The 26813-nt window shown below is 59.0% G+C and carries 25 protein-coding genes and 1 tRNA gene; 11 read left to right on the top strand and 15 right to left on the bottom strand.

Annotated features, from left to right (window positions below; genetic code table 11):
* Positions 1 to 52: 52 nt before the first annotated feature.
* Positions 53 to 2347 carry a 5-methyltetrahydropteroyltriglutamate--homocysteine S-methyltransferase gene (gene metE, locus ACNAZS_RS03295; protein ID WP_415786109.1) on the bottom strand — a complete coding sequence of 765 codons (2295 nt, stop codon included), beginning with the start codon at positions 2345 to 2347 and terminating at the stop codon, positions 53 to 55.
* A gap of 129 nt (positions 2348 to 2476) precedes the next feature.
* Here metE and ACNAZS_RS03300 point away from each other — a divergent pair, with 129 nt between their 5' ends.
* On the top strand, positions 2477 to 3397 hold the full coding sequence (locus ACNAZS_RS03300) for a LysR family transcriptional regulator (protein ID WP_415786111.1): 921 nt from the start codon (positions 2477 to 2479) through the stop codon (positions 3395 to 3397).
* 12 nt (positions 3398 to 3409) lie between these two features.
* On the opposite strand, the gene recX is transcribed toward ACNAZS_RS03300, so the two are convergent.
* Together recX and recA are read right to left on the bottom strand one after the other, a co-directional pair.
* Complete coding sequence (recX, locus tag ACNAZS_RS03305; RefSeq protein WP_415786113.1) at positions 3410 to 3946, bottom strand: recombination regulator RecX; 537 nt, start codon at positions 3944 to 3946, stop codon at positions 3410 to 3412.
* Positions 3943 to 5016: a recombinase RecA gene (recA, locus tag ACNAZS_RS03310; protein ID WP_415786115.1), complete on the bottom strand. Its 1074-nt coding sequence runs from the start codon at positions 5014 to 5016 to the stop codon at positions 3943 to 3945. Before recA ends, recX begins: the two co-directional genes overlap by 4 nt.
* 345 nt (positions 5017 to 5361) lie before the next feature.
* Here recA and ACNAZS_RS03315 point away from each other — a divergent pair, with 345 nt between their 5' ends.
* The 5 genes from ACNAZS_RS03315 (at position 5362) to ACNAZS_RS03335 (ending at position 11971) form a co-directional block, all read left to right on the top strand.
* Complete coding sequence (locus ACNAZS_RS03315) at positions 5362 to 6051, top strand: response regulator (RefSeq protein ID WP_415786117.1); 690 nt, start codon at positions 5362 to 5364, stop codon at positions 6049 to 6051.
* Entirely contained in the window at positions 6029 to 7543 is a 1515-nt protein-coding gene (locus tag ACNAZS_RS03320) for a sensor histidine kinase (protein ID WP_415786119.1), read from the top strand. The genes ACNAZS_RS03315 and ACNAZS_RS03320 overlap by 23 nt, the downstream gene beginning before the upstream one ends.
* Positions 7544 to 7755: 212 nt before the next feature.
* Positions 7756 to 9432, top strand: a complete 1677-nt coding sequence (locus tag ACNAZS_RS03325) for an MFS transporter (protein WP_415786121.1) — start codon at positions 7756 to 7758, stop codon at positions 9430 to 9432.
* A gap of 428 nt (positions 9433 to 9860) precedes the next feature.
* Entirely contained in the window at positions 9861 to 10523 is a 663-nt protein-coding gene (locus tag ACNAZS_RS03330; RefSeq protein ID WP_415786123.1) for a response regulator transcription factor, read from the top strand.
* On the top strand, positions 10520 to 11971 hold the full coding sequence (locus ACNAZS_RS03335; RefSeq protein WP_415786125.1) for a sensor histidine kinase: 1452 nt from the start codon (positions 10520 to 10522) through the stop codon (positions 11969 to 11971). The genes ACNAZS_RS03330 and ACNAZS_RS03335 overlap by 4 nt, the downstream gene beginning before the upstream one ends.
* 4 nt (positions 11972 to 11975) lie before the next feature.
* Here ACNAZS_RS03335 and ACNAZS_RS03340 read toward each other — a convergent pair whose 3' ends face one another.
* Positions 11976 to 12194 carry a hypothetical protein gene (locus tag ACNAZS_RS03340; RefSeq protein WP_415786127.1) on the bottom strand — a complete coding sequence of 73 codons (219 nt, stop codon included), beginning with the start codon at positions 12192 to 12194 and terminating at the stop codon, positions 11976 to 11978.
* Between the two features lie 275 nt (positions 12195 to 12469).
* On the opposite strand from ACNAZS_RS03340, the gene ACNAZS_RS03345 reads away from it, so the two are divergent.
* The gene (locus ACNAZS_RS03345; RefSeq protein WP_415786129.1) at positions 12470 to 13369 is read left to right on the top strand and encodes a recombination-associated protein RdgC; all 900 of its coding nucleotides are present in this window, start codon (positions 12470 to 12472) and stop codon (positions 13367 to 13369) included.
* Positions 13370 to 13516: 147 nt separating this feature from the next.
* Here ACNAZS_RS03345 and ACNAZS_RS03350 read toward each other — a convergent pair whose 3' ends face one another.
* From ACNAZS_RS03350 to ACNAZS_RS03360, 3 genes are all read right to left on the bottom strand, one after another.
* On the bottom strand, positions 13517 to 14809 hold the full coding sequence (locus ACNAZS_RS03350; protein WP_415786131.1) for an aspartate carbamoyltransferase: 1293 nt from the start codon (positions 14807 to 14809) through the stop codon (positions 13517 to 13519).
* 96 nt (positions 14810 to 14905) lie between these two features.
* Positions 14906 to 15337, bottom strand: coding sequence for a BPTD_2524 family lipoprotein (locus ACNAZS_RS03355; protein ID WP_415787048.1), 432 nt, complete (start codon positions 15335 to 15337; stop codon positions 14906 to 14908).
* A gap of 107 nt (positions 15338 to 15444) precedes the next feature.
* Positions 15445 to 15573, bottom strand: a complete 129-nt coding sequence (locus ACNAZS_RS03360) for an entericidin A/B family lipoprotein (RefSeq protein ID WP_415786133.1) — start codon at positions 15571 to 15573, stop codon at positions 15445 to 15447.
* 180 nt (positions 15574 to 15753) lie between these two features.
* Here ACNAZS_RS03360 and ACNAZS_RS03365 point away from each other — a divergent pair, with 180 nt between their 5' ends.
* Positions 15754 to 16113 (top strand): hypothetical protein, encoded by a 360-nt coding sequence (locus tag ACNAZS_RS03365; RefSeq protein ID WP_415786135.1) that lies wholly within the window; start codon positions 15754 to 15756, stop codon positions 16111 to 16113.
* A gap of 30 nt (positions 16114 to 16143) precedes the next feature.
* Here ACNAZS_RS03365 and ACNAZS_RS03370 read toward each other — a convergent pair whose 3' ends face one another.
* The 4 genes from ACNAZS_RS03370 to ACNAZS_RS03385 form a co-directional block, all read right to left on the bottom strand.
* Entirely contained in the window at positions 16144 to 16485 is a 342-nt protein-coding gene (locus ACNAZS_RS03370; protein ID WP_415786137.1) for a hypothetical protein, read from the bottom strand.
* Positions 16486 to 16579: 94 nt separating this feature from the next.
* Positions 16580 to 18580 carry a DUF4139 domain-containing protein gene (locus ACNAZS_RS03375; RefSeq protein ID WP_415786139.1) on the bottom strand — a complete coding sequence of 667 codons (2001 nt, stop codon included), beginning with the start codon at positions 18578 to 18580 and terminating at the stop codon, positions 16580 to 16582.
* A 113-nt stretch (positions 18581 to 18693) separates the two neighbouring features.
* Entirely contained in the window at positions 18694 to 19479 is a 786-nt protein-coding gene (locus ACNAZS_RS03380; RefSeq protein ID WP_415786141.1) for an anti-sigma factor family protein, read from the bottom strand.
* Complete coding sequence (locus tag ACNAZS_RS03385) at positions 19476 to 20006, bottom strand: RNA polymerase sigma factor (RefSeq protein WP_415787050.1); 531 nt, start codon at positions 20004 to 20006, stop codon at positions 19476 to 19478. The genes ACNAZS_RS03380 and ACNAZS_RS03385 overlap by 4 nt, the downstream gene beginning before the upstream one ends.
* Positions 20007 to 20435: 429 nt before the next feature.
* On the opposite strand from ACNAZS_RS03385, the gene ACNAZS_RS03390 reads away from it, so the two are divergent.
* A complete protein-coding gene (locus ACNAZS_RS03390) occupies positions 20436 to 21182 on the top strand; it encodes a substrate-binding domain-containing protein (RefSeq protein WP_415786143.1) in 747 nt (248 codons plus the stop codon).
* Positions 21183 to 21274: 92 nt separating this feature from the next.
* Here the strand turns inward: ACNAZS_RS03390 and ACNAZS_RS03395 are convergent.
* Positions 21275 to 21351 (bottom strand) — tRNA-Met (locus ACNAZS_RS03395).
* Positions 21352 to 21962: 611 nt separating this feature from the next.
* Between ACNAZS_RS03395 and ACNAZS_RS03400 the strand changes: the two genes are divergently transcribed.
* Positions 21963 to 23423, top strand: coding sequence for an aminotransferase-like domain-containing protein (locus ACNAZS_RS03400; protein ID WP_415786145.1), 1461 nt, complete (start codon positions 21963 to 21965; stop codon positions 23421 to 23423).
* A 141-nt stretch (positions 23424 to 23564) separates the two neighbouring features.
* On the opposite strand, the gene ACNAZS_RS03405 is transcribed toward ACNAZS_RS03400, so the two are convergent.
* The gene (locus ACNAZS_RS03405; protein ID WP_415786147.1) at positions 23565 to 23810 is read right to left on the bottom strand and encodes a hypothetical protein; all 246 of its coding nucleotides are present in this window, start codon (positions 23808 to 23810) and stop codon (positions 23565 to 23567) included.
* 122 nt (positions 23811 to 23932) lie between these two features.
* Between ACNAZS_RS03405 and ACNAZS_RS03410 the strand changes: the two genes are divergently transcribed.
* Positions 23933 to 24253, top strand: coding sequence for a hypothetical protein (locus ACNAZS_RS03410; protein WP_415786149.1), 321 nt, complete (start codon positions 23933 to 23935; stop codon positions 24251 to 24253).
* A 45-nt stretch (positions 24254 to 24298) separates the two neighbouring features.
* Here the strand turns inward: ACNAZS_RS03410 and ACNAZS_RS03415 are convergent, their stop codons facing one another.
* Both ACNAZS_RS03415 and ACNAZS_RS03420 read right to left on the bottom strand, forming a co-directional pair.
* Positions 24299 to 25438: a glycosyltransferase family 2 protein gene (locus tag ACNAZS_RS03415; RefSeq protein WP_415786151.1), complete on the bottom strand. Its 1140-nt coding sequence runs from the start codon at positions 25436 to 25438 to the stop codon at positions 24299 to 24301.
* A gap of 439 nt (positions 25439 to 25877) precedes the next feature.
* On the bottom strand, positions 25878 to 26471 hold the full coding sequence (locus ACNAZS_RS03420; RefSeq protein ID WP_415786153.1) for a BPSL1445 family SYLF domain-containing lipoprotein: 594 nt from the start codon (positions 26469 to 26471) through the stop codon (positions 25878 to 25880).
* Between the last annotated feature and the right edge of the window lie 342 nt (positions 26472 to 26813).

Here is a 26813-nt window from a genome sequence, read left to right on the forward strand (position 1 = left end):
CCCCTCCTGGGAACGCCTACACGTGACCGGCCCGGGGGCGGACCGGGACGGGTCAAGCCGCGCGCAAGGTACGCGCCGCGTCGACCATGCTAACCAGAGCCGCTTCGGTCTCGGGCCAGGCGCGCGTCTTCAACCCGCAATCGGGGTTCACCCAGAGACGCTCGCTCGGCAGGCGGGTCGCCGCCTTGCGCATCAGGCCCACCATCCAGTCCACATCCGGCACATTGGGCGAGTGAATGTCATAGACACCGGGCCCGATGTCATTCGGATAATGAAAATCCTCAAATGCCTTGAGTAGCTCCATATTGGAGCGCGAGGTTTCAATCGTAATCACGTCGGCATCCATCGCGGCAATGGATTCAATGATGTCGTTGAATTCGGAATAGCACATGTGCGTATGAATCTGGGTGTCGGCGGCCACGCCCGCAGTCGACAAGCGGAAGCAATCCACCGCCCAATCCAGATAGGTCTGCCAGTCGCCGCGACGCAGCGGCAGGCCCTCGCGTATCGCGGGCTCGTCAATCTGGATGACCCGTACACCCGCGACCTCTAGATCGACCACCTCATCGCGCAGCGCCAGCGCCAATTGGCGGCACGTCTGTTCGCGGGGTTGATCGTCGCGTACAAACGACCACTGCAAGATGGTCACCGGACCGGTCAACATCCCCTTGACGGGCTTGTCCGTCAAGGACTGGGCGTACGAGGACCAGGCAACGGTCATCGGTGCGGGACGGGCCACGTCGCCAAAAATGATCGGCGGCTTGACGCAGCGCGAACCATAGCTCTGTACCCAGCCGTTGCGGGTGAAAGCAAAGCCCGCCAACAACTCGCCGAAATACTCGACCATGTCATTGCGTTCGGGCTCCCCGTGTACAAGCACGTCCAGGCCGATTTTTTCCTGGAAACGAATAACGGCCTCGATTTCGAGGCGAATCGCTTTTTCGTAGGCTGCGTCGCTCAGTCCGCCGGCTTTCCAATCACGGCGCAGTGCGCGGATCTCGGCCGTTTGTGGAAACGACCCAATGGTCGTGGTGGGAAACGCCGGCAACTTCAGCAATTGCTGCTGTTGCGCAATACGATCCGCAAAAGGCACCCGATCGCGCGCGACCTCGGCGGCAGCTGCCATACGACGAATGACGGCCGGGTTATGAATCCGTGGAGATTGACGACGCGCTCGCAAAGCCGCGCGTTGCGCCGTCAACGCCTCGTTGACCTCTGGCGCCTCAGCGTTATCGAGCGCGCGGCCCAATACGCTGAGTTCATCCAGCTTTTGGGCCGCAAAGGACAGCCAGCCTTTGAGTTCGGCATCCAGCTCCGTTTCGTTGTCCAGATCAACGGGCACGTGCAACAGCGAGCACGAGGGCGCCAACCAGAGGCGACCCCCCAATTGCCGGCGAACCGGTGTCAATGCCTCTAGCGCAGCATCCAGATCCGTACGCCAGATGTTACGCCCATCGATCACACCGGCCGACAACACCTGATCCGGACGCAATGCGGCGGCGATATGCTGGAGCTGACCTGGCCCGCGGACCAAATCCACATGCAAGCCAGCGACCGGCAACGCCAGCACAGTGTCCTGATTGTCTTGCAGTCCTCCGAAATACGTCGCCAGCAGCAATTTAACCGGTGCCTGCGTCAGACGCTCGTACGCCGACCGGGCGGCATCGTGCCAGGCCTGGGGCAAGTCCAATACCAGAATGGGTTCGTCAATCTGCACCCATTGCACGCCTAACCGTGCCAAACGGGCCAGCACCTCGGCATAGACCGGCAACAGCGCGTCCAGCAGCGACAATTTCGCCTCGTCCCCTGCCCCGTCGGCAAACGCGTCTCCCTTGCCCAACCACAACCACGTCAGCGGACCGGGAATAACGGGTTTGACATGGTGACCCAGGGCTAGCGCCTCGTTGACCTGCTCAAACAAATACTCGCGCGCAATGCGAAACGTCTGACCCGGCACGAGTTCGGGCACGATGTAGTGGTAGTTGGTATCGAACCATTTGGTCATTTCGCAGGCGGCGGTCGGCGTGCCCGAGGGCGCGCGCCCACGCCCCATCCGAAACAAGGTATCCAGCGAGACCGGCTGATCATCAGGTTGACCAAATCGAGCAGGTACGGCACCCAACAATGTGGTCCATTCCAGAATGTGGTCGTACCAGGCAAAGTCGCCCACGGGTACGAACTGCACGCCAGCGGCGGCTTGGCGCCGCCAATGCGCGCTGCGCAATTCGCGGCCGGTTTGTTCCAGCTCCGCGGCATTCTGTTTACCTGCCCAGTAGGCCTCGACCGAGCGCTTGAGCTCACGCTGAGCGCCAATACGAGGGAAGCCTAAATTATGAATTATTGTCATAGAAATATCCAAATAAACAAATTCTGTTCAACTCAGATGCTATTCTGCCCTTAACTTAAGTTGCGTCAAAATCAATCTCAACATACATTTATTGAATATTTTTCATATAAATAATCGGTCACCCCAGCCATGCTTGAAATCCGCCATCTCGAGACACTCTCTGCTATCCGCGATGGCGGTAGCCTGCAAGAGGCCGCCGATCGGTTGCATTTGACGCAGTCCGCGCTATCTCATCAACTGCGCGATCTGGAAGCCCGGCTGGGCACCCCCTTGTTGAATCGGCGCACACGCCCTGCCCGCCTGACCACGGCCGGTCTGCGTGTCCTGGCATTAGCCGATGAGGTGTTACCCCGGATGCGAGCCACCGAGCGAGAGCTACAGCGATTGGCGGCGGGACGCACGGGCCGACTGCATATCGCCATCGACTGTCATTCATGTTTTCAATGGCTCATGCCCAGCCTGGATGTGTTTCGTACGCAGTGGCCCGATGTCGCCCTGGATCTTTCAGCGGCGTTTTCATTTGCCCCGCTACCCGCCTTGGTGCGCGGTGATCTGGATCTGGTGATTACCTCTGATCCTCAACCCCTGGAAGCCGTGGAATACCTGCCGCTGTTCAAGTATGAGTTGGTGCTGGCCGTATCGGAATCTCATCCTCTGGCGTCCAGCAAGCACATCGCCCCCGAACAACTAGCGGATCAGGTGCTGATCAGCTATCCCGTGGATCGACAACGTCTGGATGTCTTTACCGCGTTTTTGGATCCCGCCGGCGTCGAGCCCGCCGGGGTACGCAAGGCTGAATTAACCCCCATGATTGTGCAGCTTGTCGCCAGCAATCGTGGCGTCACCGCGCTGCCCAACTGGGCGCTGACAGAGTACTTGCATCAAGGCTGGCTACGGTTATGCCATTTGGGGCAGCAAGGGGTATGGCGCACGCTCTATGCCGCCGTGCGTACCGAAGATACCGATGCGTCGTATATCAGTGATTTCTTGGCGATTGCACGTGAAACGTGCTTTAAAACGCTAGACGGGATTCGATCGGCGAAAGTCTGAGCGCCATTGGCCTTAGTCGTCGCGCTCGTCACCCAATAGACGTCGAATCACCTCATGGGCAAAGCCCCGGCCCGCCAGAAAACGAGCCTGCTTGGCGTATTCGGCACGGTCTGCGGGCTTGACGCCGTAGCGCTTGCGCCAGACCTCCTGGGCGCGCTGATATTCGGAAGCGCGCAGATCATCGCGCAACTGCGCGACTTGATCTTCGGCGACACCGTGCTGGCGTAACTCTTGGACAATGCGCGCCGCGCCCTGCCGTGAGGCGCGACGATGTACCAGGCTGTGCGCAAAGCGCTCCGTAGACAGCCACCCTTCTTTTTCCAGGGCATCAAGCACGGGGTCAATCTCGGAGGCATCCTCAGCATAAGGCTGAAGCTTGCGCGCGAGCTCGTTGCGCGCGTACTCCCGTCGTGACAGATAGCCCACTGCGCGGGCCTTTAGGCTAGGGCCGCGCGGCTTGGGCTTGCCCAGCGTTTCAAAGCCGCCATCATCAGGCTCGGACTTGTCCGAGCCCCGCTGCGACCATGAAGAACCGGACCGACCAATCATGCTTCGCTATCGGCCTCGGCTTCGGCCTCGCTAGGTGGGAAGGTCGCAGCACGACTGACGATACTGTGGTTCTCGCGCACCTTGTTCTCGATCTCGATGGCGATCTGGGGGTTCTGCTTCAGGTACTCGCGCACGTTGTCCTTGCCCTGGCCAATGCGCGTACCGCTGTAGCTGTACCAGGCACCCGATTTATCAACCACACCGGCTTGCACGCCCAGGTCGATGATCTCGCCCTCGCGTGAAATGCCTGCGCCATACATGATGTCGAACTCGGCTTGCTTGAACGGCGGGGACACCTTGTTTTTGACGACCTTGACCCGGGTTTCGTTACCGACGACCTCTTCGGCTTTTTTAATGGAACCGATGCGACGGATATCCAAACGCACGGATGCATAGAACTTCAGTGCATTGCCGCCCGTGGTGGTTTCCGGGTTGCCGAACATCACACCGATCTTCATCCGGATCTGGTTGATGAAGATGACCATGCAGTTGGTACGCTTGATCGAGGCGGTGAGCTTGCGCAGCGCCTGGCTCATCAGGCGAGCCTGCAAACCGGGCAAGGAATCGCCCATTTCGCCTTCGATTTCGGCCTTGGGCACCAAGGCCGCCACGGAGTCGATCACGATCAGGTCGACCGAGCCCGAACGCACCAGGGCGTCAGTGATTTCCAGGGCCTGCTCGCCGGTATCGGGCTGCGAGATGAGCAGATCGGTCAGATTGACACCCAGCTTGGATGCATACTGCACGTCGAGCGCATGCTCGGCATCGACGAATGCGCACGTGCCGCCGACTTTCTGCATTTCGGCGATGACTTGCAGGGTAAGCGTGGTCTTGCCCGACGACTCAGGGCCGTAGATTTCAATCACCCGTCCCCGTGGCAGGCCGCCAATGCCCAGTGCGATATCGAGTCCCAGCGAGCCAGTCGACACGACCTGAATGTCATGTTCAACCGCGTTATCGCCATAACGCATGATCGAGCCCTTGCCAAACTGCTTTTCGATTTGCGAAAGCGCGGCGGCCAGCGCCTTGGCCTTTTCCGAGGCGGCTGCTTTGCTGGTTTTATCGTCCATGTGGTGTCCCGTGGATAAATGAGGTTGACGCTGTAAGGGTATGACGCGAAGGCGTGCTGCGCAGCAACAGTGACAATGCCACAATGCGGCGCGCTCCGTGCCAGAGCGGCGATTATTGCATCGGATTGTACTGTATATAAACCCAGTATGCCAAATTTCTGTAGGGTATCAGGGCCCCGACGGGGGATTCCCCGCTCTGTAGGGCGGACCATTTTCTCTAAGCATAGACCGGATTTCCCAGGAATTCCCTGGCTGGGCAATTGTCCCGGGCTGTGCCAGAATGCTCCCACACGGCGACCGCAATAGTGTCGTGCCATTCCAACGGCCTGCCCCCGCTTCCTACGCATGCGCATCCTTATCGCCGAAGACGACAGCATTCTGGCCGACGGCCTCTCTCGTTCACTCCGCCAAAACGGCTACGCCGTTGACGCGGTGAGTGACGGAACAGCCGCTGACTCCGCCCTGGCTGCCCAGCCTTTTGATCTGCTCATTCTGGACTTGGGCCTGCCCCAATTGACCGGGCTCGAGGTATTACGCCGCTTGCGGGCCCGCAACTCGGTCCTGCCGGTTTTGATCCTGACGGCGGCCGATAGCGTCGAACAACGCGTCAAGGGTCTGGATCTGGGTGCCGACGATTACATGGCCAAACCCTTTGCCCTATCAGAACTCGAAGCCCGGGTCCGCGCCCTGACCCGACGCGGTGCGGGCGGCGGCGCCACGCTCTTGCGTCACGGCCGCCTGATGTTCGACCAGACGGGTCGCGTGGCGCTGGTGGATGATCAGACGCTGGATTTGTCTGCCCGCGAAGTCAGTCTGCTGGAAATCCTCTTGACCCGCAGCGGCCGCATGGTCAGCAAGACCCAGTTGGTCGATCATTTATGCGAGTGGGGCGAAGAGGTCAGCACCAACGCCATCGAGGTTTATGTGCATCGCCTGCGCAAAAAACTCGAACCCAGCGGGGTCAAAATCATCACCGTGCGCGGCCTGGGCTATTGCCTCGAACGAGACCAAGGTGCCAGCCACCTCACCCACTGAGTCGGTCGCTCACGAAGCCCTCAACCAGGAAGCCCTGGACGCAATGCGCGGCGGGGCCAAAGGTCCAAGCTTCGCGCCGCCGCAACGATCTTTGCTGGGCGAGATCCTGGACTGGATGCTCGCCCCCCTGTTTTTGTTGTGGCCAATGAGCGTGGCCATCACCTATGTCGTTGCACAAAACATTGCCAACGTTCCGTACGACGGCACCCTGGCGCAAACCCTGCACACGCTGTCACGGCATATCCACGCGCAGGACGGGCGGGCTGTCCTCCGTCTGAATGACTCCATCCGCGATGTGCTGCATCCGGGTGAAACGGACAGCATATTCTGGCTGATTCAGGGCAGCCACGGCGAAGTCCTGGGTGGGGACAGCAGCCTGCCCTTGCCCCCCGACCTGGGCCCGCCACAGCCCGGTACCGTGCTCTATACCGAGAATACCTTGCGAGGATTTGACGTGCGTCTGGCCTACACCTGGGTCGACTTGCATATCCCGCAAACCCAGCCAGTCTTTCTGGTGGTTGCGGAAACCATGGAAAAGCGCACGGAACTCGCCAACGACATCATCAAAGGCGTGATCATTCCGCAGTTTATTGTGCTGCCCGTGGCAGTCTTGCTGGTCTGGTTTGGCCTGTCGCGCGGCGTGGCACCGCTCAACGCCTTGCAGCAACGCCTACGGGCACGCCGCCCTGACGATCTCTCTCCCATCGACGAAGGCGCCGCACCCTCGGAAATCGCCCCGCTGGTCGGCGCCATGAACGAGCTCCTGGATCGCCTGTCAGCCAACGTCCAGGCACAAAAGCGCTTTGTCGCTGACGCGGCCCACCAACTGAAAACGCCATTGGCAGGCCTGCGAACCCAGGCGGAATTGGCCTTGCGCGACGCCAGCCCGGACGAAATGCAGGCGAGTCTGCGCCAATTGATCATGGGTTCCGAGCGTGCAACGCGTCTGGTCAACCAGTTGCTGCTGCTGGCGCGCGCTGAAAACCCGCACTCCGCGGGCTTGACGTCCACGGATCTCGACACCATTGCGCACGAGCAAACTCTGCAATGGGTGCCCCAGGCGCTTAATCTGAATACCGATTTGGGCTTCGAAGGGGCTCACGGCCCGCTCTTGATTGCCGGCAACGACATTCTGCTGGCCGAGTTGCTGAATAACTTGATCGATAACGCGCTGCGCTACACGCCGTCCGGCGGGCACATCACCGTGCGCGTGCGCCGCAGCACAAAGCACGCCATCCTTGAAGTCGAAGACTCCGGCCCCGGCATTGCCACCGAAGAGCGCGAGCGCGTATTCGACCGCTTTTACCGCGTACTGGGCACGCAGGCCGAAGGCAGCGGCCTCGGCCTGGCCATTGTGCGTGAAATTTCCCAAAAACATCATGCCCAGGTGCACATTCTGGAGGGCACCTCCCACTCCGATCTGTCCGGGACCTGCATTCGCGTGCAATTTCCGTTGTATGAAAGCAATGAATCCCCTCTTCTTACCCTCTAGGGATATCCCTGCCTCTTGCACGCTCAACGCGTTCCGTTGCCCCGCTCGGGGCCTAATGGCACACTTTTTGTTTCAAATTTAAGATTCAAGTAAGCCTTCCGTCAGAACCTCGTCAGTCTCGTTTTCTACCTTGCTAACTGCCTTACACCGGAAACATACCGGACAAGAGCCGGCACGGTGGATCACTACCGGGCCAAAAACGAGGAGACATCATGAGCACTGCAACGGTGGCCAGTCCCGGCCCATCTTCGGGTCCGCGCCCGATGACCAAGGAAGAACGGCGCGTCATTTTCGCGTCGTCGCTAGGCACAGTATTCGAGTGGTATGACTTTTATCTGTACGGATCACTCGCAGCCATCATCGCGGGGCATTTTTTCTCGGGTGTAAACCCCACAGCCGCCTTCATCTTTGCACTGTTGGCCTTTGCTGCCGGCTTTGCCGTGCGCCCCTTCGGCGCGTTGGTATTTGGTCGCTTGGGTGATCTGGTCGGACGTAAATACACGTTCCTGATCACCATCGTGATCATGGGCCTGTCGACGTTCCTCGTGGGCGTACTGCCCAGCTATGCCAGTATCGGCATCACCGCCCCCGCGATCCTGATCGTGCTGCGACTGCTGCAAGGTCTGGCACTAGGTGGGGAATACGGTGGCGCGGCCACCTATGTGGCGGAACACGCGCCGCAGGGCCGTCGAGGCGCCTACACCGCCTGGATCCAGACGACCGCCACGATGGGCTTGTTCCTGTCGCTGCTGATCATCATGGGCGTGCGTGGCGTTATGGGCGAAGAGGCCTTCGCTGAATGGGGCTGGCGCATTCCGTTCCTGCTATCCGTCGTGCTGTTGGGCATTTCCGTGTGGATCCGGCTGCAGCTCAATGAATCGCCTACGTTCAAACGCATGAAGGAAGAAGGCCGGGGCTCCAAGGCGCCGCTGACAGAGTCGTTCGCCCAATGGAAAAACCTGAAGGTCGTGATCATTGCCCTGCTGGGCCTGACCGCCGGCCAAGCCGTGGTCTGGTACACGGGCCAGTTCTACGCCCTGTTCTTCCTGACCAAGACCTTGCAAGTCGATCCCAACACCGCCAACATCATGATCGCGCTGGCGCTGTTGATCGGTACGCCCTTCTTCCTGATTTTTGGTTCGCTCTCGGACCGTATCGGTCGCAAGCCGATCATTATGGCCGGCTGCCTGATCGCCGCTCTTACGTACTTCCCACTGTTCCAGGGCCTGACCCACTTTGCCAACCCTGCGCTCGAAAAAGCCCAGGCGACGGCACCGGTCACCGTGATTGCGGATCCCGCTACGTGCTCATTCCAGTTCAACCCAGTAGGCACCTCGGCATTCACCAGTTCCTGCGACGTGATCAAGTCATTCCTGGCCGGCAGCTCGGTGAACTACAGCAACCAGTCCGCTCCCGCTGGCACGGTCGCCAAGGTCACGATCGGCAACGATGAATTTGTCTCGTTCGAAGGCAAAGACATGTCGCCCGCCGAGTTCAAAACCAAAACGGCCGAGTTGAAAGCAGCCCTGACGACAGCCATCCGAGACCACGGCTACCCGGCCAAGGCCGATCCGGAGCAAATGAACAAAGTCATGGTCGTCGTACTGCTGACCATTCTGGTGATCTACGTGACCATGGTCTACGGCCCGATCGCCGCCATGCTGGTTGAGATGTTCCCCACACGCATCCGCTACACCTCGATGAGCTTGCCATATCACATCGGTAACGGCTGGTTCGGCGGCTTCCTGCCCCCCGTCGCCTTTGCCATCGTCGCCGCAACCGGCAACATCTACGACGGCCTGTGGTATCCGATCATCATCGCTGTCATGACCCTGATCATCGGCATGTTGTTCGTCCGGGAAACCAAAGACGTGGACATCAACAACTAATCACACTGTTTTCCCCCGCCAGGCGGGACTGCTGCGCCTGTCTGGCTCTTCCAAGCTCCTTCGGGAGCTTTTTTTTGGCCATCGGCCAGAGCCAAAACCAAGGCTTCGGAAAAAGAGGCGTGATTCAGGACGATGTCAGACCGACAAGACTAGACTGCAAGCTCAGAACACGACCTTGCTCCACATTGCGGGACGTTTGATCCCCAGTCCCGCAATAGCAGGGTTAGTTCTCTGACACCGATGCCACGCCCCCCGCGAGCCTTTAACGGCGTGGCATTGTGTGACCCTGCCAGGNCCGGCTTCTAAAGCCGGGCCTTTTTTTGTCTCAAGACGGCGCTATCCGCCCTTAACAAAAAACTAAACTGCTTACCCCATTATCTCGGAATACAGCCGATGTGTAGGTATGGATGGCGATGAATCGGGGTGAAATGAATCTACTTCTCGTGGAAGACGATCAATTGCTGGGCGAGACCATTTGCGATGGTGCACGCCAGAGCGGATGGCGCGTTCATCACGTCGGTGATGCGAGTTCCGCCCGGGCCGCGCTGGTGGATCACGCCTATGCGGCGGTCTTACTCGACATCGGGCTTCCCGGAGATTCCGGCCTGGCCGTTCTGCGTGCCATGCGGGTGCGCTACGACTCCACGCCTGTCCTGATCCTGACCGCGCGGGGCCGGTTGAGCGAACGGATCGCCGGCCTGGATGCGGGCGCCGACGATTATCTGGTCAAACCGTTCCAGTTCGACGAACTCTGGGCACGCTTGCGCTCCGTCATCCGACGCAGCCAGGGACGCGTCGTTCCCGTTTTCACTCATGGGGATATACAGATCGACCGCAGCCGCCGCGTGGTGAAGAAGGCGGGCGCCGATGTCATCCTCAGCGCCCAGGAATACCGCACATTGCTGGCGCTTATTGAGCGCCCTGGACATGTGGTGACGCGCGACCATTTGCATGACATCGTCTATGGCACGACGAGCGATGTCGAGAGCAATACCATCGCCGTCTTCATCCACCAGTTACGCCGCAAGCTCGGTGACGACCTGATCCGGACCGTTCACGGGCTAGGCTACATAGTGGGACAGCCGACATGAAGTCGCGCTCCATCAACGCGCAGTTAATCTTGGCAATCATCGGGGTCACCGCGTTGTTCTGGATCATTGTGGTCGCGGTGGTGCTCACAAAAACATCGATCAACCGCACCAGCACTTGGGACGAAAGGCTTGAGGCCGTCACCACACAACTGCTCGTCAGCATCCCCGCCGACAGTTACCGCGACGAGCGCGGGGGACCAGGTTTAACGTTGCCGCAATCCTTCGACGCAGTGCGCGGGTCACTGGTCTTTCAGATATGGATAGATCGAAGCAGACTGCTCGCCCACACACCGGGGGGACCGCAGACCCCGCTGCAGCCCGACTTCGCCGATGGACCTGCGTCGACCCATGTTGAAGGGAATAAGTGGCGTGTTTACTCCGCGTCTGACAGTACCGGCCGGGTGACGGTCCAGATAGGTAACCTGCAAAGTGTCGTGGATGCTGACTTACGTCACGAAGCAACGAATGAGGTAGTCCAGACGACCATACTGCTCATGATTGTGGGCCTCGTCATGTGGCTCGTCACCCACAGCGCGCTCAGACCGGTCCGCACCCTGGGCTCGGCCCTGCATCGCCGGCCCCGCTTCGATTTCACTCCCCTGCCGCTCAAGGGCCTGCCGCGGGAGTTGCATCCATTGGTCGACGCATTCAACCGCCTGCTGCAGCAACTCGACCAAGCCATTGAGGGCGAACGCCGCTTTATTGGCGATGCAGCTCATGAACTACGCACCCCGCTATCGATCTTGCAGGGGCAGGCTGAGATTGCCCTTCGCGAGGCAAACCCGCAGAAGAAAGATGCGGCCCTGAAGAAACTGCTCGTGGTGGCCCGACACAGCACCCGCCTGTCTGAGCAGTTGCTCGACCAGGCCCGCATCAATGCCGGCGGCAAGGCGCCCAAGCACGCACCTGCAGACTTGAGCAAGCTCGCACAGCATGTCGCGGATGAATTCGAGGTCTACGCCAGCCAGAATCAGCGCTCGTTGCTCTTGGAAGTATCGTCCTGCATGATTCAGTGCGACATAGACGAAATTGGCATCCTGCTGCAAAACCTATTGCACAACGCCATGCGCTACACCACCGAAGGTGGCAACGTACTGGTGCGCTGCGGCTACATGCTACCCGCGCGCGCCGCAGACGGCCCCACGGTCTTCTTGGACGTCGCGGACGACGGTCCAGGCGTTCCGGCCTCAGAACACGATGCCATCTTCGAGCGCTTTCACCGGGTAGCGAACACGCCTGTGAGTGGCAGCGGAATCGGCCTGTCATTGGTCGCAGGCATTGCCGAGTCGCATAACGCCACCATCCGGACCGGCACGGGACTGGAAGGCCGTGGTTTCATGGTGCGCGTGGTCTTCCCAGGAATAGCCCCTGCCCGGTCTCTAGGCCGAAATCAAGATAAGCGCCAAGCGACCGGGAGCGGCGCGGTCCCGAGCACACCGGGCGCTTAGGACATTAGCGACCGCGACCCAGCCCAATCACCAACAGGCCGACCACGATGGCGCCCACGCCGGCCCAAGTCGGGACCGATACCGCTTTTTCGGTCTCGGCAGTCGCCTTGACTGAACCGATCTGCAATACGGTTTCCTCGGTGGTGTAGGTAAAGCCCTTGTACACCAAAGCCGCCGCACCTATCGCGATCAGCACGCCCCCAATAATTGTCGCCAGTTTCATGGTTTGCATCCTTTTTTAGTCAGAGTCACTACGCGGCGCACGATACCGGAACGCCCCTGCGTAGTCAGTGACAGAATGTGTAACATGCCACCGTTGTGAAAGAAAGCAATAGCCTGGAACCACGGCCCCTTGTGTTGCGTAATTGACGCCAAGGGGGGGCATCCTCAGAAATGTCCGCGAAGCCCCCTGGACAACGAAGAGATACACAACAAAAGCACGTTCACACCTGCGATGCGATTCGGGGTCGTATAGAATCTACCCTTTTGCCCGACGCCATGTGGTTCAAGAATCTCAAGATCTACCGACTATCCGCACCGTGGACGCTAACCGGCGAACAGCTTGAAGAAAGCTTGGCGCGACACGCCTACCAGTCCGGCAACAACCTCGAAATGCAAAGCGTGGGGTGGATTTCCCCGCGCGAAAACGCCGCCTTGTCGCATACGGTCAATCAGCAAATTCTGCTGAGCCTGCGCGCCGAGAAAAAATTGCTCCCCGCCACCGTCGTCAATCAGGTGGCACGCGTACGCGCCCAGGAAATCGAAGAGCAACAAGGCTACAAGCCGGGCCGCAAACAGATGAAGGAAATCAAGGAGCGTGTCACCGACGAGCTCTTGCCCAAAGCCTTCAGCGTCTATCGCGACACGCGCGTGTGGATTGATCCGGTCAACCATTGGCTGGTCATTGATGCCGCAGCCTCGGCCAAAGCCGACGAAGTCATCGGCCTGCTGGTCAAGACCATCGACCCCTTGCCACTCGAAAACCTGTATGTGGCCCAATCGCCCGCTGCCGCCATGACGGGCTGGCTAGCTGCCGACGAGGCCCCTGACAACTTCAGCATCGACCAGGACACCGAGCTGCGCGCATCCGGCGAAAGTCGTGCCGCGATCCGTTACGTCAAGCACACCATCGACGTCGATGACGTGCGTCGCCACATCCAATCGGGCAAGCAATGCACCCGTCTGGCGATGACCTGGGCAGACCGTGTGTCTTTTGTCCTGACCGAGGCACTCGACGTCAAGCGCATCGCCCCGCTGGACGTACTTAAAGAAGGCAACGATGCCGTCATGCAAAATGACGACGAAAAATTCGATTCGGACATGGCGCTCATGACCGGCGAACTCGCCAAACTCCTGGCCGAGCTGACCGAGGCCCTGGGTGGAGAAAAGCGGATTTAACCAGGCAACATCACTCAAAAAACGAGTTCGGTAAACAAACACGGCAGATAGGCAACGGGGTGCCATCTCACCAAAGAGATGGCACCCCGCTCGTTTTTGGCAAGCCTGAAAACCACAAGGCACGCCATCACGTACCCTGCCTGCCAATCAATCCAGTCCGTGAAAAATCGAATCATCCGGACCGACGTGCGATGGATGTTTCCAGGTCACATCGCGCATTGAATGCTGTACCAAGCCCTCGACGCCGAGCAGCACGGCAAAAATAGCCATCCGGATCGGAATGCCGTTATCCGTCTGACGGAAAATGGCCAAGCGCGGGTCATCATTCAGATCCGTACTCAGGTCGTTCGCACCTGGGCGGCTATCTCGCGGTAGCGGATGCATGACGATAGTGTCCGGGCCGCAATGGGTGTCGATCGTCGCGCGACTGATCTGGAACTCCGGCGTATAGCCTTCGCTTTCCTCGTTGGCAAAACGCTCTTTTTGCACGCGTGTCGCATAAATGACATCCGCGCCCGCCAGCCCGTCGGCCACACTGCTCTTTTGCTCGATCACATTATCGTTGCGACTGGCCTGATCGATGATATACGTCGGCATTTCCAGCCCTGACGGCGAAATCAGCGTGAACTTGATGCCCTTGTACAGCGCCAGCAGCTTGATCAGTGAATGCACGGTACGGCCGTACTTCAGATCACCAACCATGGCGATATGCGCGCCGTCGAGCAACTTGCCCAGACGGGAAAACTCCGTCAGGATTGTATAGAGATCCAGTAATGCTTGACTGGGATGCTCGCCGGGACCATCACCGCCATTGACCACCGGAATATTCGTCGCCTCGGCGAACTCTGCGACCGACCCCTTGTCAGGGTGGCGGATGACCATCGCATCGACGTAGCCGCTCATGACGCGACTCGTGTCGTAGATGGACTCGCCCTTGGCCATAGAAGAGAAAGTAAAGCCCGTGGTGTCGCACACCGAACCGCCCAGGCGACAAAATGCCGAACCGAAACTCACCCGCGTACGCGTGCTGGCCTCGAAAAACAAATTCCCCAGCACGGCGCCCTCGAGCACGCGCGAGACTTTTTGTCGGCGTGCAATGGGCTGCATCAGATCGGCTACACGAAACAGGTCTTCCACCGACTCGCGTGTGAACTGATCGACCGAAATCAGCTGGTGTTTGCCATTGAACGCAATACGCTCACGCAACGGACCCATCTGTGCGCTTTGCGTATATTTTTCGAGTAACGCGGTGTTTTGAACGATTTCGCTCACGAACCGCTCGACCACCTCGGGCATCGCACGAAACTCCTGCGATTCCTCTGGCAACAGCCAAGTATCCAGGGCGCGCCGCTTGACGCCGATGCGCGTCGCGAAGACATCACGAGTCAAATTGAGGCGACGCATCGCGTCGCGCAGGAAGGCTTGCTGGGAAATGGACATGGCGGCCCTTGGATGGATAATGTACGCAATGCGTATATTAAATCCAGCTCATCACGGGCCGCAAGGTTTTTCCTATCGCATCCGCCAGACGCCGATTCAGTTTTCCAGGGGCCGGCAAACCGGTGTCGCGCTCTGAATAGAGGCCTGGGCTGCCTGGACTTCGGCCTCATCCCAAGGCGCATCGCCCAGCACCAAAACGGTCACCTGCGACGTGGCCGGGCCATCCGACTGAGCGCGAATGATTTCGAGGATCTTGGCAGGCTCGGTTTGCTTGTATACGCGCACCTCGTTCGGTGCGCCCTTTTCGCCCAGGCTCTGGTGAGACTGATACGTCACACCATAAGCATGGCGACGCTGTTCATGACAGACCCGCACAAATTCGCCCGCGCGGCGATGCGCCGCCTGAACGTCCGCCTGCACTGGAAAAGTCGCTGTAGCGCCCGGGGGATCGCCCGACATCAATCCTTTGCTGGCGCAGCCGCTGATTACAACGGCGATGGCAAACCCGGTCAGGCCCAAAATGCGCATAATCATTCCCACTAGATTTCACTAATAGTGGAATTATGCATCACACCTACTGCGATGCGAATTGCCCACTGCTCACGCACAGTGTGTGAGCAGTGGGCAATTAGGGATTAATCAGCAGCTTTTTGAATGCTTTCACCACCCTTTTCGATGTCTTTCCCGGCCCCTGCAACGGTATTGCACCCAGCCGACACCGCCGAAACCGCGAGCAAAACGATAAGCAAGATCTTGTTCTTCATGGGTAGGTTCTCCTAGTAACAACAAACTACGGGTGCCAGCTTGCCCAACACCCGAACCGGGCGATAAATCCCGACGTAGGCAATCATGCACTGATTACTGGTAAACCAGCAACTACACCCGTCGCGCGCAAACCACGCCCTGTCATACACGCCGGCGTCGCGTTGGTATAGCATGAGGGTATGCAAAACTCTTCTTCTTCGACGGGCGACGCGGACCAGGGCTGGGGCTGGCAACAGCCCGCCCACGGTCAAAGCGCCTTGGCACTATTCATCGACGACCTGCACCGCGTACTGCAGGCGCATGCCGCCCGGCAGTTGGCGGGGGCCGCGCCGTTGGCTAGCGCCCAAGAGCAGGTCGACAGCCTGATCGCACATTACGTCGAGCTGCGTCGAGCCCCCGAGATTTTCGACGGGCAGTCGGTCACCCTCAAAGAGGGAACGGACCGTGATGGCGTCTCGCATACCGTGCCGATTTTTTCACCGCACCTGAAAAAATCGCTGGTCGCCATGCTGGGCGGCCAAAACAAAACCACCCAGTAGGCTGACGCCAATCATTCTGACCCGGCCCCGTCACTGCCGGGTGGCGGCCTGCATCGGACCCGCCCAGGGCTCGGTCTCGAGTGACAGGCGCGTTTCCTGAAACCCTCCTAGCCCATCGCGTAACAGGCCCGCGCTCAAGGCTTGCCCCAGCGCGCGCCGGCAGAGGGTTTCAAAATCGTCGGATAGCGACTGAAAGGCGCCGTCCGGGATGCGTAACCGCAGGTTCGCATCCGCCGCCTCTGCGGCCGCGGCGGCCGTACCGATATGGACATGCGCCGGATAACCGTGTGGGCACCATACCCCCACATAGTACTGGCCCTGCGGGCCCATATCGGCAATGTAGCCGGGATGATCGTACTTGGCAGTACCCATGTGACATGTCTCCTGAAAAGAGAAAGCTGACAACCCGCTCGGGCATGGTATCCCATGCCCGGCGTTGCTGCCACAGTAGGACTTACCCCAAGCGTCAGAATGTCCTGAGAATCTGCTTCACCCGACCCTCCAGGCTCTGCGCATCGTCCTGCAACTGCCCGCGCTTGGCGTCCAGACTGCGGATTTTGTTTTCGCTACCTTCGAGTTGCTTCAGGTAACGCGTACTCAAATCACTATTTGCCGCCACCGCGGAGAGATTCTTCCGAATACGATCCTGCTCGTTGACCAGGCGCTCGTGGGTCTGCTCCAGATGCTGCAACTCGGTCTGTACCGCGATCTGTTTCTTGCGCGTATCCGCCAGCTCGACGAGCTTGGCCGCCAGCGCCGGATCCGGACTGGAGGCTGACCAACTCAACAACATATCGGGCTCGGTATCGGTCAACGCGTAGACCTGTCGCTGCAGTTGCTCGTCAACCGCTTCGAGTGTTTTTTCCTGGCCGGCGGGGACACTCGCCTTGAGCCGGTAATGGCTCGCCGTTTTACCATCGCTCTGTTCCGAGGAGAACGTCCAGCCTGACCGCACAGGATGTTCGATCACCACCGTGCGCGCGCCATCCAGCGCGCCCGTCACGGTATACCGCGTCACGATGCGTGTTTTTTGCGTCAGGCTCAACATGCCGTCTACCACCTTGGCTTGCATGAGCGCTTCGGTTGGCTTGCGATCCTCGGTGATGGTCACTTTGCGATCCGTCGCGAAGCTAGCCAAACGTGTGTCCTCATTGGGCAAACCCGCCAACTGCGCATCACCCACATAGCCGGACGTGGCATCGTAAATCGTCAAAATACCGGCAGGCAAACTGACGCTGGTCGTATTACTCAGCATCAGCGCGGCGACGGGATGAGGAGACCGGGCGGAGGCCCGGTACAACGACACCATGGTTGCCGGTACTTCGGCATCCGCGATCGGGACGGACAACGTGTCACCGTTGGCCAGGTCGTACACCCCCGGCAGCGCAAAGGTCGCGGAAATATCATTTTCGTTCGCCACCGCACTATCCTGCATGGGCGCCGCCCCACCATAGCCACTCCCGGGCTCCGGCGCGGCAGGCGGCGGTGGGGCCGCGGCAAACTCCATCGTCGAATCTGCCATCGATTGCGACCGGGCACGCGCGGCCATCGCAGAACGCTGCGCCTTTGCGCGGTTCGCCAGATTCCCAGTATCCACCTCGGGCACATTCGTCGAGGCGGTATTCACGGGCACCTCGTGCCGATCCCGCCAGTACAGTTGGTGCAAGCGCTGCCGTAGTGTGACGGGGTCGGCCGAGGTCAACACGATCTTGACACCCTTCCAGTCTTCGCCGCTGGCATTTTCCAGCACCGCCCAGGCCTGCAGACGCGCCTTTCCATTGTCCTGCACCACGACCTTGTAGGCGGTTTTCCAAATCGGTGCCGCCACCACGTAAGACACATCGACAGCGCCGCTCGTCGTGCCCTTGACGTTGATATTGATCACGCGCGAGCGATCATTGCTCGCGCGGCCGATCGCCTCGGTCGCCTCGACCAGCTTGCCTCTGAGCTCGGCATCATCCACCACGACCGATGCGTCTTGCGCGAGCGCCAGCGTTGCGACGACCCCGTCAGACGTCAGCACAGAAAGCAGAAAGTATTGCGCACCGTCCGCACCCTTGCGCGGCTCCACTCCCAACACCTTGCCTTGCACCGTCTTGCCATTACTCGTGACAGTCACGGACGTACCCTGCAAGGCCTTTAACAGCAACGGCACAGACGCCAGCGACTCCACTGTGAACGGCAGCCCCTTGAAGCTCTCTTCGCGCGGGCTTGGCCCCACCAGCGAAAAGCCCGCGACCGTCGCCGTCGCGCTGTTCAGCACCACGCTCTTCAAGATATCGTCGACCTGCTCGAGCGGCACCTCAAGCCGGACGACCTCATCTTTGCCCACGGGAGCCGCCCTGAGAATCTCGGCCAACCCACCCGACGAAAGCCTAATCTCACGGATGGGGCCATTTTCTGATGCCAGTGCCGCAGCGGGAAACACGGCCGCCACGAATAGACTTGCAACGATACGATTGAACATAAGAAAGTCCTGTGAAGAAAGCCGTCAGCTTTTAAGCTGAACTATAGCCCTTCATCATGCACAGGCGCGTCAGCTCATTGCGAATCAAACCGCCGAGGCCTGGCGCCTGCGTCTTATCCCACTGCCTTGCTCGTGAGTTGGCGTCGTACCTCGTCGGCGATGGCATGCAGGGCCGCAGGCTCCATCGGCGCGACGAGACTGTAGCCCAGGCCGCCATCGATCCAGGCATATCCATTTACCTTGCCTTCTGAATAGGGAGACATCGGCATGTCAGACTGCGTTTTCATTGGACGGGCATGCATGACAACGCGCGTGCCATTATCGTCGTCATACATGAACATCACCGCAGGTCCTTGACGCGTCGGCACAACCCGCCCGCCCATAAAGCGGTATCCAGACGCGGCCAGGTCCGGGATCGCGACGGGATGTGAAAGCTGTGCCGCCGTCCATGCGACAAGCGCATCATGATCCGTCGCGCGGATTTCGACCGGACGAATCCGGTCCGGTCCAAAGACCCTATAGCTGGCGAAAGCCTCCTGCGCAACCGCCTGCACGCCAGTGGCCGCGAGCGGCGCCATGCCATGCGCGAACCATCCGCCGGCGACACCGACCGTCAGCAGTACCGTCGCCGCGATCGCCATCGACCAACGCGACGCGGGGCGCGGTGCCCGCCGCTCCGCGATCATGCGGGACAGATCAAGCTCCGGGGGGATCGGCTCTTCGGCAATCGATCCAAACGCGGCGCGCAGTTGATCGCGTTGTTGGCGGTACCCGGCGACGCGACGAGCCACATCCGGATGAGAATCCAGATAGGCGATGACTTCGGCATGGCGCACCGCATCCAGTCTCTGATCGACAAACCCATTGAGGTCATCTTCAGTTATGGGTCGAAAAGTCATTTCACGCTCCGCAGATGAGAGTGGCTGGATTGTTGTTGGATTTCGCCGGACATCAGCTTCGACAAACGTTCACGGGCACGCGAAAGACGTGACATGACGGTACCGATCGGGATGCCAAGCGCCTGCGCGGTATCTGCGTAGGAGAGATCTTCGACAGTGACCAGCAGGAGTACTGTCTTCTGCTCCTCTGGAAGATGGTCGAGCGCGTTAAGCAAATCTCGATAATGCAATCGGTCCTCCTGACGCGCCGCGACAGCAAACGCGTGCTCATTTACGTCGTCCAATCCGACATGCAACGGCCTCCGTGTCGAGTGCCGTAGCCGGGTCATGGCGAGATTATGGAGGATCGCGAACATCCAGGCTCGAGCATCGCCATCCTTGCGTCGCTGATGCCAGCGCTCGATAGCCCTTTCCAGGCAATCCTGAACCAGATCATCGGCCGCGCCGGGATCTTTCATCAGCGCCCGGGCATAACGCCGCAATGCGGGAATATTCGGCTCTATCAAGTGAATCATGTCCTGGGTCATCATATTTCTCAGATTAGAGCCGGCGTCGCCGCCCTGGACAGCGACAACGACATCTATACCACGCTGCCGATTGATGGCTAGTATGTACTAGACGCAATCAGATGGGATTTATTCCATTGAACCTCGAAGGTTCTTACGGCCGGTCCGCGGGTCAAAGAAAACAATTTCCCGTCCGATGGAATAACCCCTCCTCCGATAGGTCTGCCTTGACATGGATTGCCTGCCGGTGACTTCAGGCAACCCGTTGTCATCGCGGCAACTCTTTCCGCAACCAAGCCCTTGGCGGCCCACTCCAGACAGCCGGCCACACAGGATTTTTTCGACCCTCCGGATCTCAGGTTTTGACGAGATTCAAACATAAGAAACAGGAGCATTTTTATGCGTTTTTCTAAACTTGCCACCGTCGGCGCCTTGATGGCAATATCCGCAGTGGCCCTCGGCACCGAGCTACATGATCCCTCGATTTCGCGCCATGCGAAAGACGGCGTCATCAAGCTTTACGGCGCCGGCGGACCTCACACGGCATTCAAGAAGGTAGCTGAGGTTTGGCAGAAACAAACCGGCAACAAGGTCGAGATCATCGCCGGTCCCGAAAAGACCTGGTCGCACAAGGCTCAGGCGGATGCCGATATCATCTGGGGCACATCCGAACAGTCAATGACGGCATTTCTTGAAACCTACCAGAGCTTTTCGTCCGATCAGGTCGATCCAATCTATGTCCGCCCAGCCATCATCGCCGTCAAGAAAGGCAACCCCAAAAAGATCGCCAGCTTCGAGGATCTGTTGAAGGACGGGGTAAAGATCGTCGTCACCGAAGGCGCGGGCGTCAGCAACACATCGGGAACAGGCGTCTGGGAAGATGTTGCCGGACGCACCGGAAAGCTAGAGGAAGTCCGGGCATTTCGGAAGAATATCGTCGCCTTCGCACATGGCTCCGGCGCTAGTTTCAAGGCGTTCAAGGCAAAAGACGCCGATGCGTGGATCACCTGGCCGAACTGGCCTGTCACCCATCCGGACGCGCTTGACGCGGTGGATCTGTCTGCCGACCGCAAAATCTGGCGTGATGTGAACGTGGCCCTGGCTCCCGACGCCGACACGAATGCAAAGGCGTTTCTGGATTATCTGGTCACCGAAGAAGCCCAGAAAGTCATGAACACGGAAGGTTGGGTTCGCTAACGACGCGCGCAGCTTTCAAGCGTAACGCGGCAAAATCGAGAAGTACAAAAACAAACACCCCCGGGGGGATTACCCTCGGAGGTGTCGGAATTTGGTTGCGGGGGCAGGATTTGAACCTACGACCTTCGGGTTATGAGCCCGACGAGCTGCCAGACTGCTCCACCCCGCGTCTGATGAAATGAATCATAGCATACTTTGCGACGGACCGCATCCCCTGCTGGACCCAAACACGCCAGAGGGGCTGTGGTTGCAGCCATAACAGACGGGCCGACACACTGGCCGCGAGCGTAATGGATGACGTCTGGTCGAATCCATACGACTCCCCCTGACGCAAGGGCACGGCAACCCGGCAGGGCAACATCCCCTCGGCCTGAGGCACCGTCTCATTGAAACTCACACTACCCTCCACGCAGACCAATGTCGCGCCATCGGCACCGTGCAGCGTACGTGTAGCCCCAGCGGGCAAAACAAGCTCCTGTGCTTGGCAAAAACAAGAAAAGATGGCCATGGCGAAATATTCCTGGACAAAGCCCTGAGTCCTGGCGCCGAGACCGCCAGTCAGGATGAAAATCAATCCCCGTCCGACGAAAAAAGCCTTATGCCGACCGGAAATCCATGGCCTTCAGCTTACGCACCCTCGCCTCACCAAAACAGACACACCAAATTCCTTTCTGTACCGTAACAGACAGTCTGTTTTTCATCTGTTATGGTCTTTTATCCGTGGAACTGTGTCTTACCGTTTGACCTGATCGAACCCATGATGTCGAGATGGATGCGCCGATGACCCCTCCTCATGATTCATCTACACACGAGCAGCCCTTATACCGGCGCCTGGCCGACCACTATCGGCAAGCCATCGATGCGGGCGTACTGGCGCCCGCAGACCGTATGCCGTCGGTACGCAAGCTGGTACGTACGCACCGTGTCAGCCTGTCGACCGCCCTGCAAGCCTGCCGCCAACTCGAAGACGACGGACTGATTGAGGCACGACCCCGCTCTGGCTACTTTGTGCGGCCCAAGCGCCGGATCACCATGCTGCCCGCCTCCGAACCCGATCCAGGGCGCCTGCCGGCGCCGGCCAGCTACGTCGGCATACACGATCGGGTATCGGATTTTGTGGCCAAGTGCGAACAGCACACGACCAGCGTCAACCTGGCATTGGCCGCAGCATCACCCGCCCACTATCCCGGTGATGCCCTGAAGCAGGCCATGATTCGTGCGCTACGCAAACACCCCTCAATGCTGGTTGATCGTGCCCTCCCCCGTGGCCACCCCGATCTGCGGCACGTACTGGCACGTCGGGCGCTCGAACTGGGTATGAACCCTGATCCGGACGACATTCTGGTCACCCACGGATGTATCGAAGCCGTCAATCTGGCATTGCGGGCCGTGGCCCGACCGGGCGACACCATCGCCGTCGAATCGCCGGTGTACTTTGGGTTATTACAAATCCTGGAAAGCCTGGGTATGCAGGCACTGGAAATTCCCACCAGCCCGCAACGCGGGCTCTCGGTGGACGCGCTGGAATTGGCCCTGCAGACTCACCCGCACCTGCGCGCCGTGGTCGTCGTGCCCAACTTTCAGAATCCGCTGGGCTGTGTCATGCCGGACACCGAAAAGGCCCGGTTGATAAAGCTATGTGAACGCCACCAGATCGCAATCATCGAAGACGACACCTATGGTGCGCTCTGCGATGACAATCAGTTGCCGCCGGCGCTCAAATCCTGGGATCGCACGGGCAACGTGATCTATTGCGCCTCGATGCATAAAACGCTGGCCCCGGGAATGCGGCTAGGCTGGATGACAGGCGGACGCTGGGACGCGCGCATCGGCATGCTGAAATTTGCGCAAAGCCGTCCAAACGAAGCTCTCGCCCAGGTGGCCGTCGCAGAATACATGGGATCCACCGCCTACGACCGCCATCTGGTGCGCCTGCGCCGCAAACTGAAAATCCAGCGGGAGCACATCGCGGAGGACATTGCCCGGTACTTTCCCCCCGGCACCCGTCTGAATGTTCCTGAGGGCGGCATGTTGCTATGGGTCGAAATGCCGGGCCAACAATCCAGCACCCAGGTATTCGAACAAGCGCTGGCGCGCGGGATACGCATTGCCCCCGGCACCATGTTTTCCAACGCTGACCGCTACAACCATTTCCTGCGTTTGAGTTGCGGCTCGTCTTACACACCACAGATGGCCGAGGCAATGCGTACCTTGGGAGACATCGTTACTGCGGCGGGCTAATCCGCCCGGCGCCCAGCCCGAAAATTGCACTTTTATGTCAGAATTTGATCGCAGGGGGTAAACCCTTGCCAATAAAAGATTTTTTCCTACTGTGCGCAATCTATCCCAAGGGTTGTCCACAGAAGCTGTGGGTAAGATGGCTTATTTCAGTGCGGCCAGGACGGTATCGCGCACACTTTCAAAGCCCGCCACATATTGAGGATTTTCCGAACGCGCCAGCAAGCTCGAATAGTTCTGCTCCAGTTGCGCCTCAATCGCCTCGCGTAGACCGGGCGACGATTTGGCCAAATGCAGCATCGACGACATGACCGAATTCAACGCATCAATGCGCCCACCCTGGTGTGAAATCGTATGCACGATAACGGCGATCTGTTCTTGGATATCCATGGAAACCTCGTGGTGAATGACTCTTGGCGCGCATGCTAGCATGCGCGTCGCTGATCGCTACAGCACTTGCACCGCGCACCGCTGTGCTTTGTAATAGCACTCATCTTATCCGTGGATTCCCCATGCCGCTTCGCCCACTCATCTATGTCCTGACGCTCTCCTTGCTTGCTGCCTGCACCAGCATGAGCGAAACCACGCCTACCGGCCCCGATACCTATCGGGTCACCTACAACGCGGGCGCCAAATGGCAAACATGGGTCGAAGTCAAAAACATCGCTCGCAAGCAGGCCGAAGCACACTGCACCAACTTGGGCAAACGCCTATCCCAACCCAAAGTGACATCCAATCACGCGACGGGCCTGATGCCCAAAGAAGCAACCGTTGACTTCACGTGCGAGGAACTACCCGCCCCCACGCCTCAAGAGCAAAAGCCGAATTCGTAAATTGCCTAGGGGCCGCCATGACGGCCAATCACTACGAGCCCCCTTCTACCGGGGTTCGTCAGCGCCAGACTGAATTGCCTTGGCCACATCCCAGGTACCTACGCCCGGCCGCTCAAGACGTCGGCCAACATGAAAGGGATCGCGCTCTTGAACTTGGATACTGTCCGGGCCAAAGACACGATACGTGACATGCCCCCACCTCACGGTGCGTACCCAGGACGCCCCGATGATCGCGCTCAGATGAAAGAGATCGACGATGGGCTGGCAACAGCCCAAGCCGAGTTGAACGAGACGCACGGACCAGGCATCCGGCATTCCAAGGCGACGCGAGAACTCGCCGATCACATACTGCTTGAGCAGCCCCAGAAGCATCAATGCCTGCAACACCCAAACTCCCGAGTCCTCGATCACTGCGACCAACAGAGCAGCGCTCCATCCGGCCAGCCTTAAACCGACCGCGCCGAGGCCTATCGACCACAACGTCGTGCGATAGATACGACACATTTGGTACTGCCGACGAGCAAAGTGCCAAGCAGACGCAAACGACTGTTCATTAGGAGAAGGCACTAACAATGATCTGTGTGTTCCCACCCGTAATCCCAACCAGGATGCACGGCGAGCCAACGCTAAATCATCGGAGAGCACGCGATCAAAGAGTGACCGCAAGTCTACCCACTGGGCCACATCGATAGTCATCGCAATGCTTCCGCCCCACGTCACACACGCAAAATCAAGCTCTACACGCGGCAGCAGTGTGGTCGCACGGTCCGTTGCTGCGACCAGATGCGCTCCCAGACGATGTCGCGCGATTTGCTGCCAACGATGGCCGCTGATAATGTCGTACTCACCTGCAACAACGGGTGAAATCAGACTGCTCAGCCAGTCTGGATCGGGCACGATATCGCCGTCCATCAAGACAATGACCTCGGTCCGAACGTCGAGATGATCCAACGCGGCTTGCTGGTTACGGCATTTTTGCGCCTGATGCGCCGCTGGCCCTGCCACGACTAGCTTGATCGGGAAACGTGCTTTGCGGATGCTCGATCGTACCCGGGCATAGGCGGGATCGTGCTCGGATTCGACGGACACGACTAAGCATGCCGGGCGCAATGTCTGCTTGTTGAGCGCGTCTAACAATGCACTAAAAGCCCGCGCCTCTCCCGTCAACGGGAGAATGATCGACACCCATGCACTCTCGGTAGTAGGGGATCGGCGTAGCCCGATCAAACGTGACATGACGGCCAGCAATGAGATGAGGCCAATACCAATCGCAACGGAATAAAGCGTGTGAATCGCGAGCACAAACACCGACCGTCAAAGTGGGCCAAATTTGCCTGCAGCCTCTCAGGGCTGCGCCGATACACACGGGAGCGACTGCACGACGGCCAAAAAGTCTCACGCCTCGATGTGTTTGGTTAATACTATCACAGTGAAATTCTAAAGTTAACGAGTTAATACAAAATAGTGATGACATAAAAGCCACCAACCTGCGAATGATCTGACCTCCGAAGGTTGGATCTACGTCCAACTTTCGAGGGTCAATTCACGAAGGCTGATGGCTTTTCATGCCTAGAAAACAGGCGCGGCCAATGACGACGTCACTGCCCCATGCGCCAGCCTTACATCAAAGATCAAGTTTGGAGATTTTTGCGCCCTCGAGCGAGACACCGGCCATCAAGCCGCCATTGTTGATGACAAAGCCCACAATAGGTTGCTGGGCCGTATTGCTATCGATGCTGCCATTGGCCCCAACCTTGGCCACTGCCACCGTCGCATCGGCGCCCACTGTCCAGCCGTCACTCTTACGGAATTTTTCCAACGCTTGGTCGGTCATGAATAGCAAGATGACAGCCTTGGATTGCGCACCTGCCTGAAATCCGACCGAGCCCGCCGTGGTGCTGTAGTAGCCAGAATCCACGCCGCCTACACGCAACACACCTTTACCGTGCTCGGCCCCAACGATTAAGCTTGCGCTGAGCACGGACGGAAAGACCAGCACTCCCTTGGCCCGTTCGACCAAGGCCTTGGAATCGGGAGACGTCTCGTACAGCTTGGTCAACGTGGCATCCGTGCCACTATTGATCTCTTGCCTCTGCTCAGATGCACTGGCCGAGGCCTTATCCGATGTCGTGGTGCATCCGGAAAATACTACTCCAGCCACCGCGACCGTCATTGCCGCCATCGCGACACGACGCATCGTCGGGAATGTATTAAGCATGGGACGCTCCTGTTCTTATTGAAGGAGCTTTTCACTGTACTCGCCTGCCAGCCCGCGTGCAAACCGCGCCGGCAAATAAGCCCCCACGCTGCGCCTTCGGCTTGCTGTCCACCTCGCGGCTGGCAGGCCGCTCGGATTCGCCAGGCACAGAACAGTCCGCAGGGACTGTTCTGTGTCCGGGCTCATCCCCCAAGGGGGCGCTTTTTGCCTTGGGGCGGCCCGGCGGCAAAAAAACCCTACCAATGAAAAAGCGCGGGATGCGGAAACTGTCCGCAAACCCGCGCCGATACTTGGTGGCCCCCCTGTGAGTCGAACACAGCACCAACGGATTATGAGTCCGAT

The sequence above is a fragment of the Bordetella tumulicola genome (assembly GCF_965138755.1).
Taxonomy (GTDB): Bacteria; Pseudomonadota; Gammaproteobacteria; order Burkholderiales; family Burkholderiaceae_B; genus Bordetella_A; species Bordetella_A tumulicola.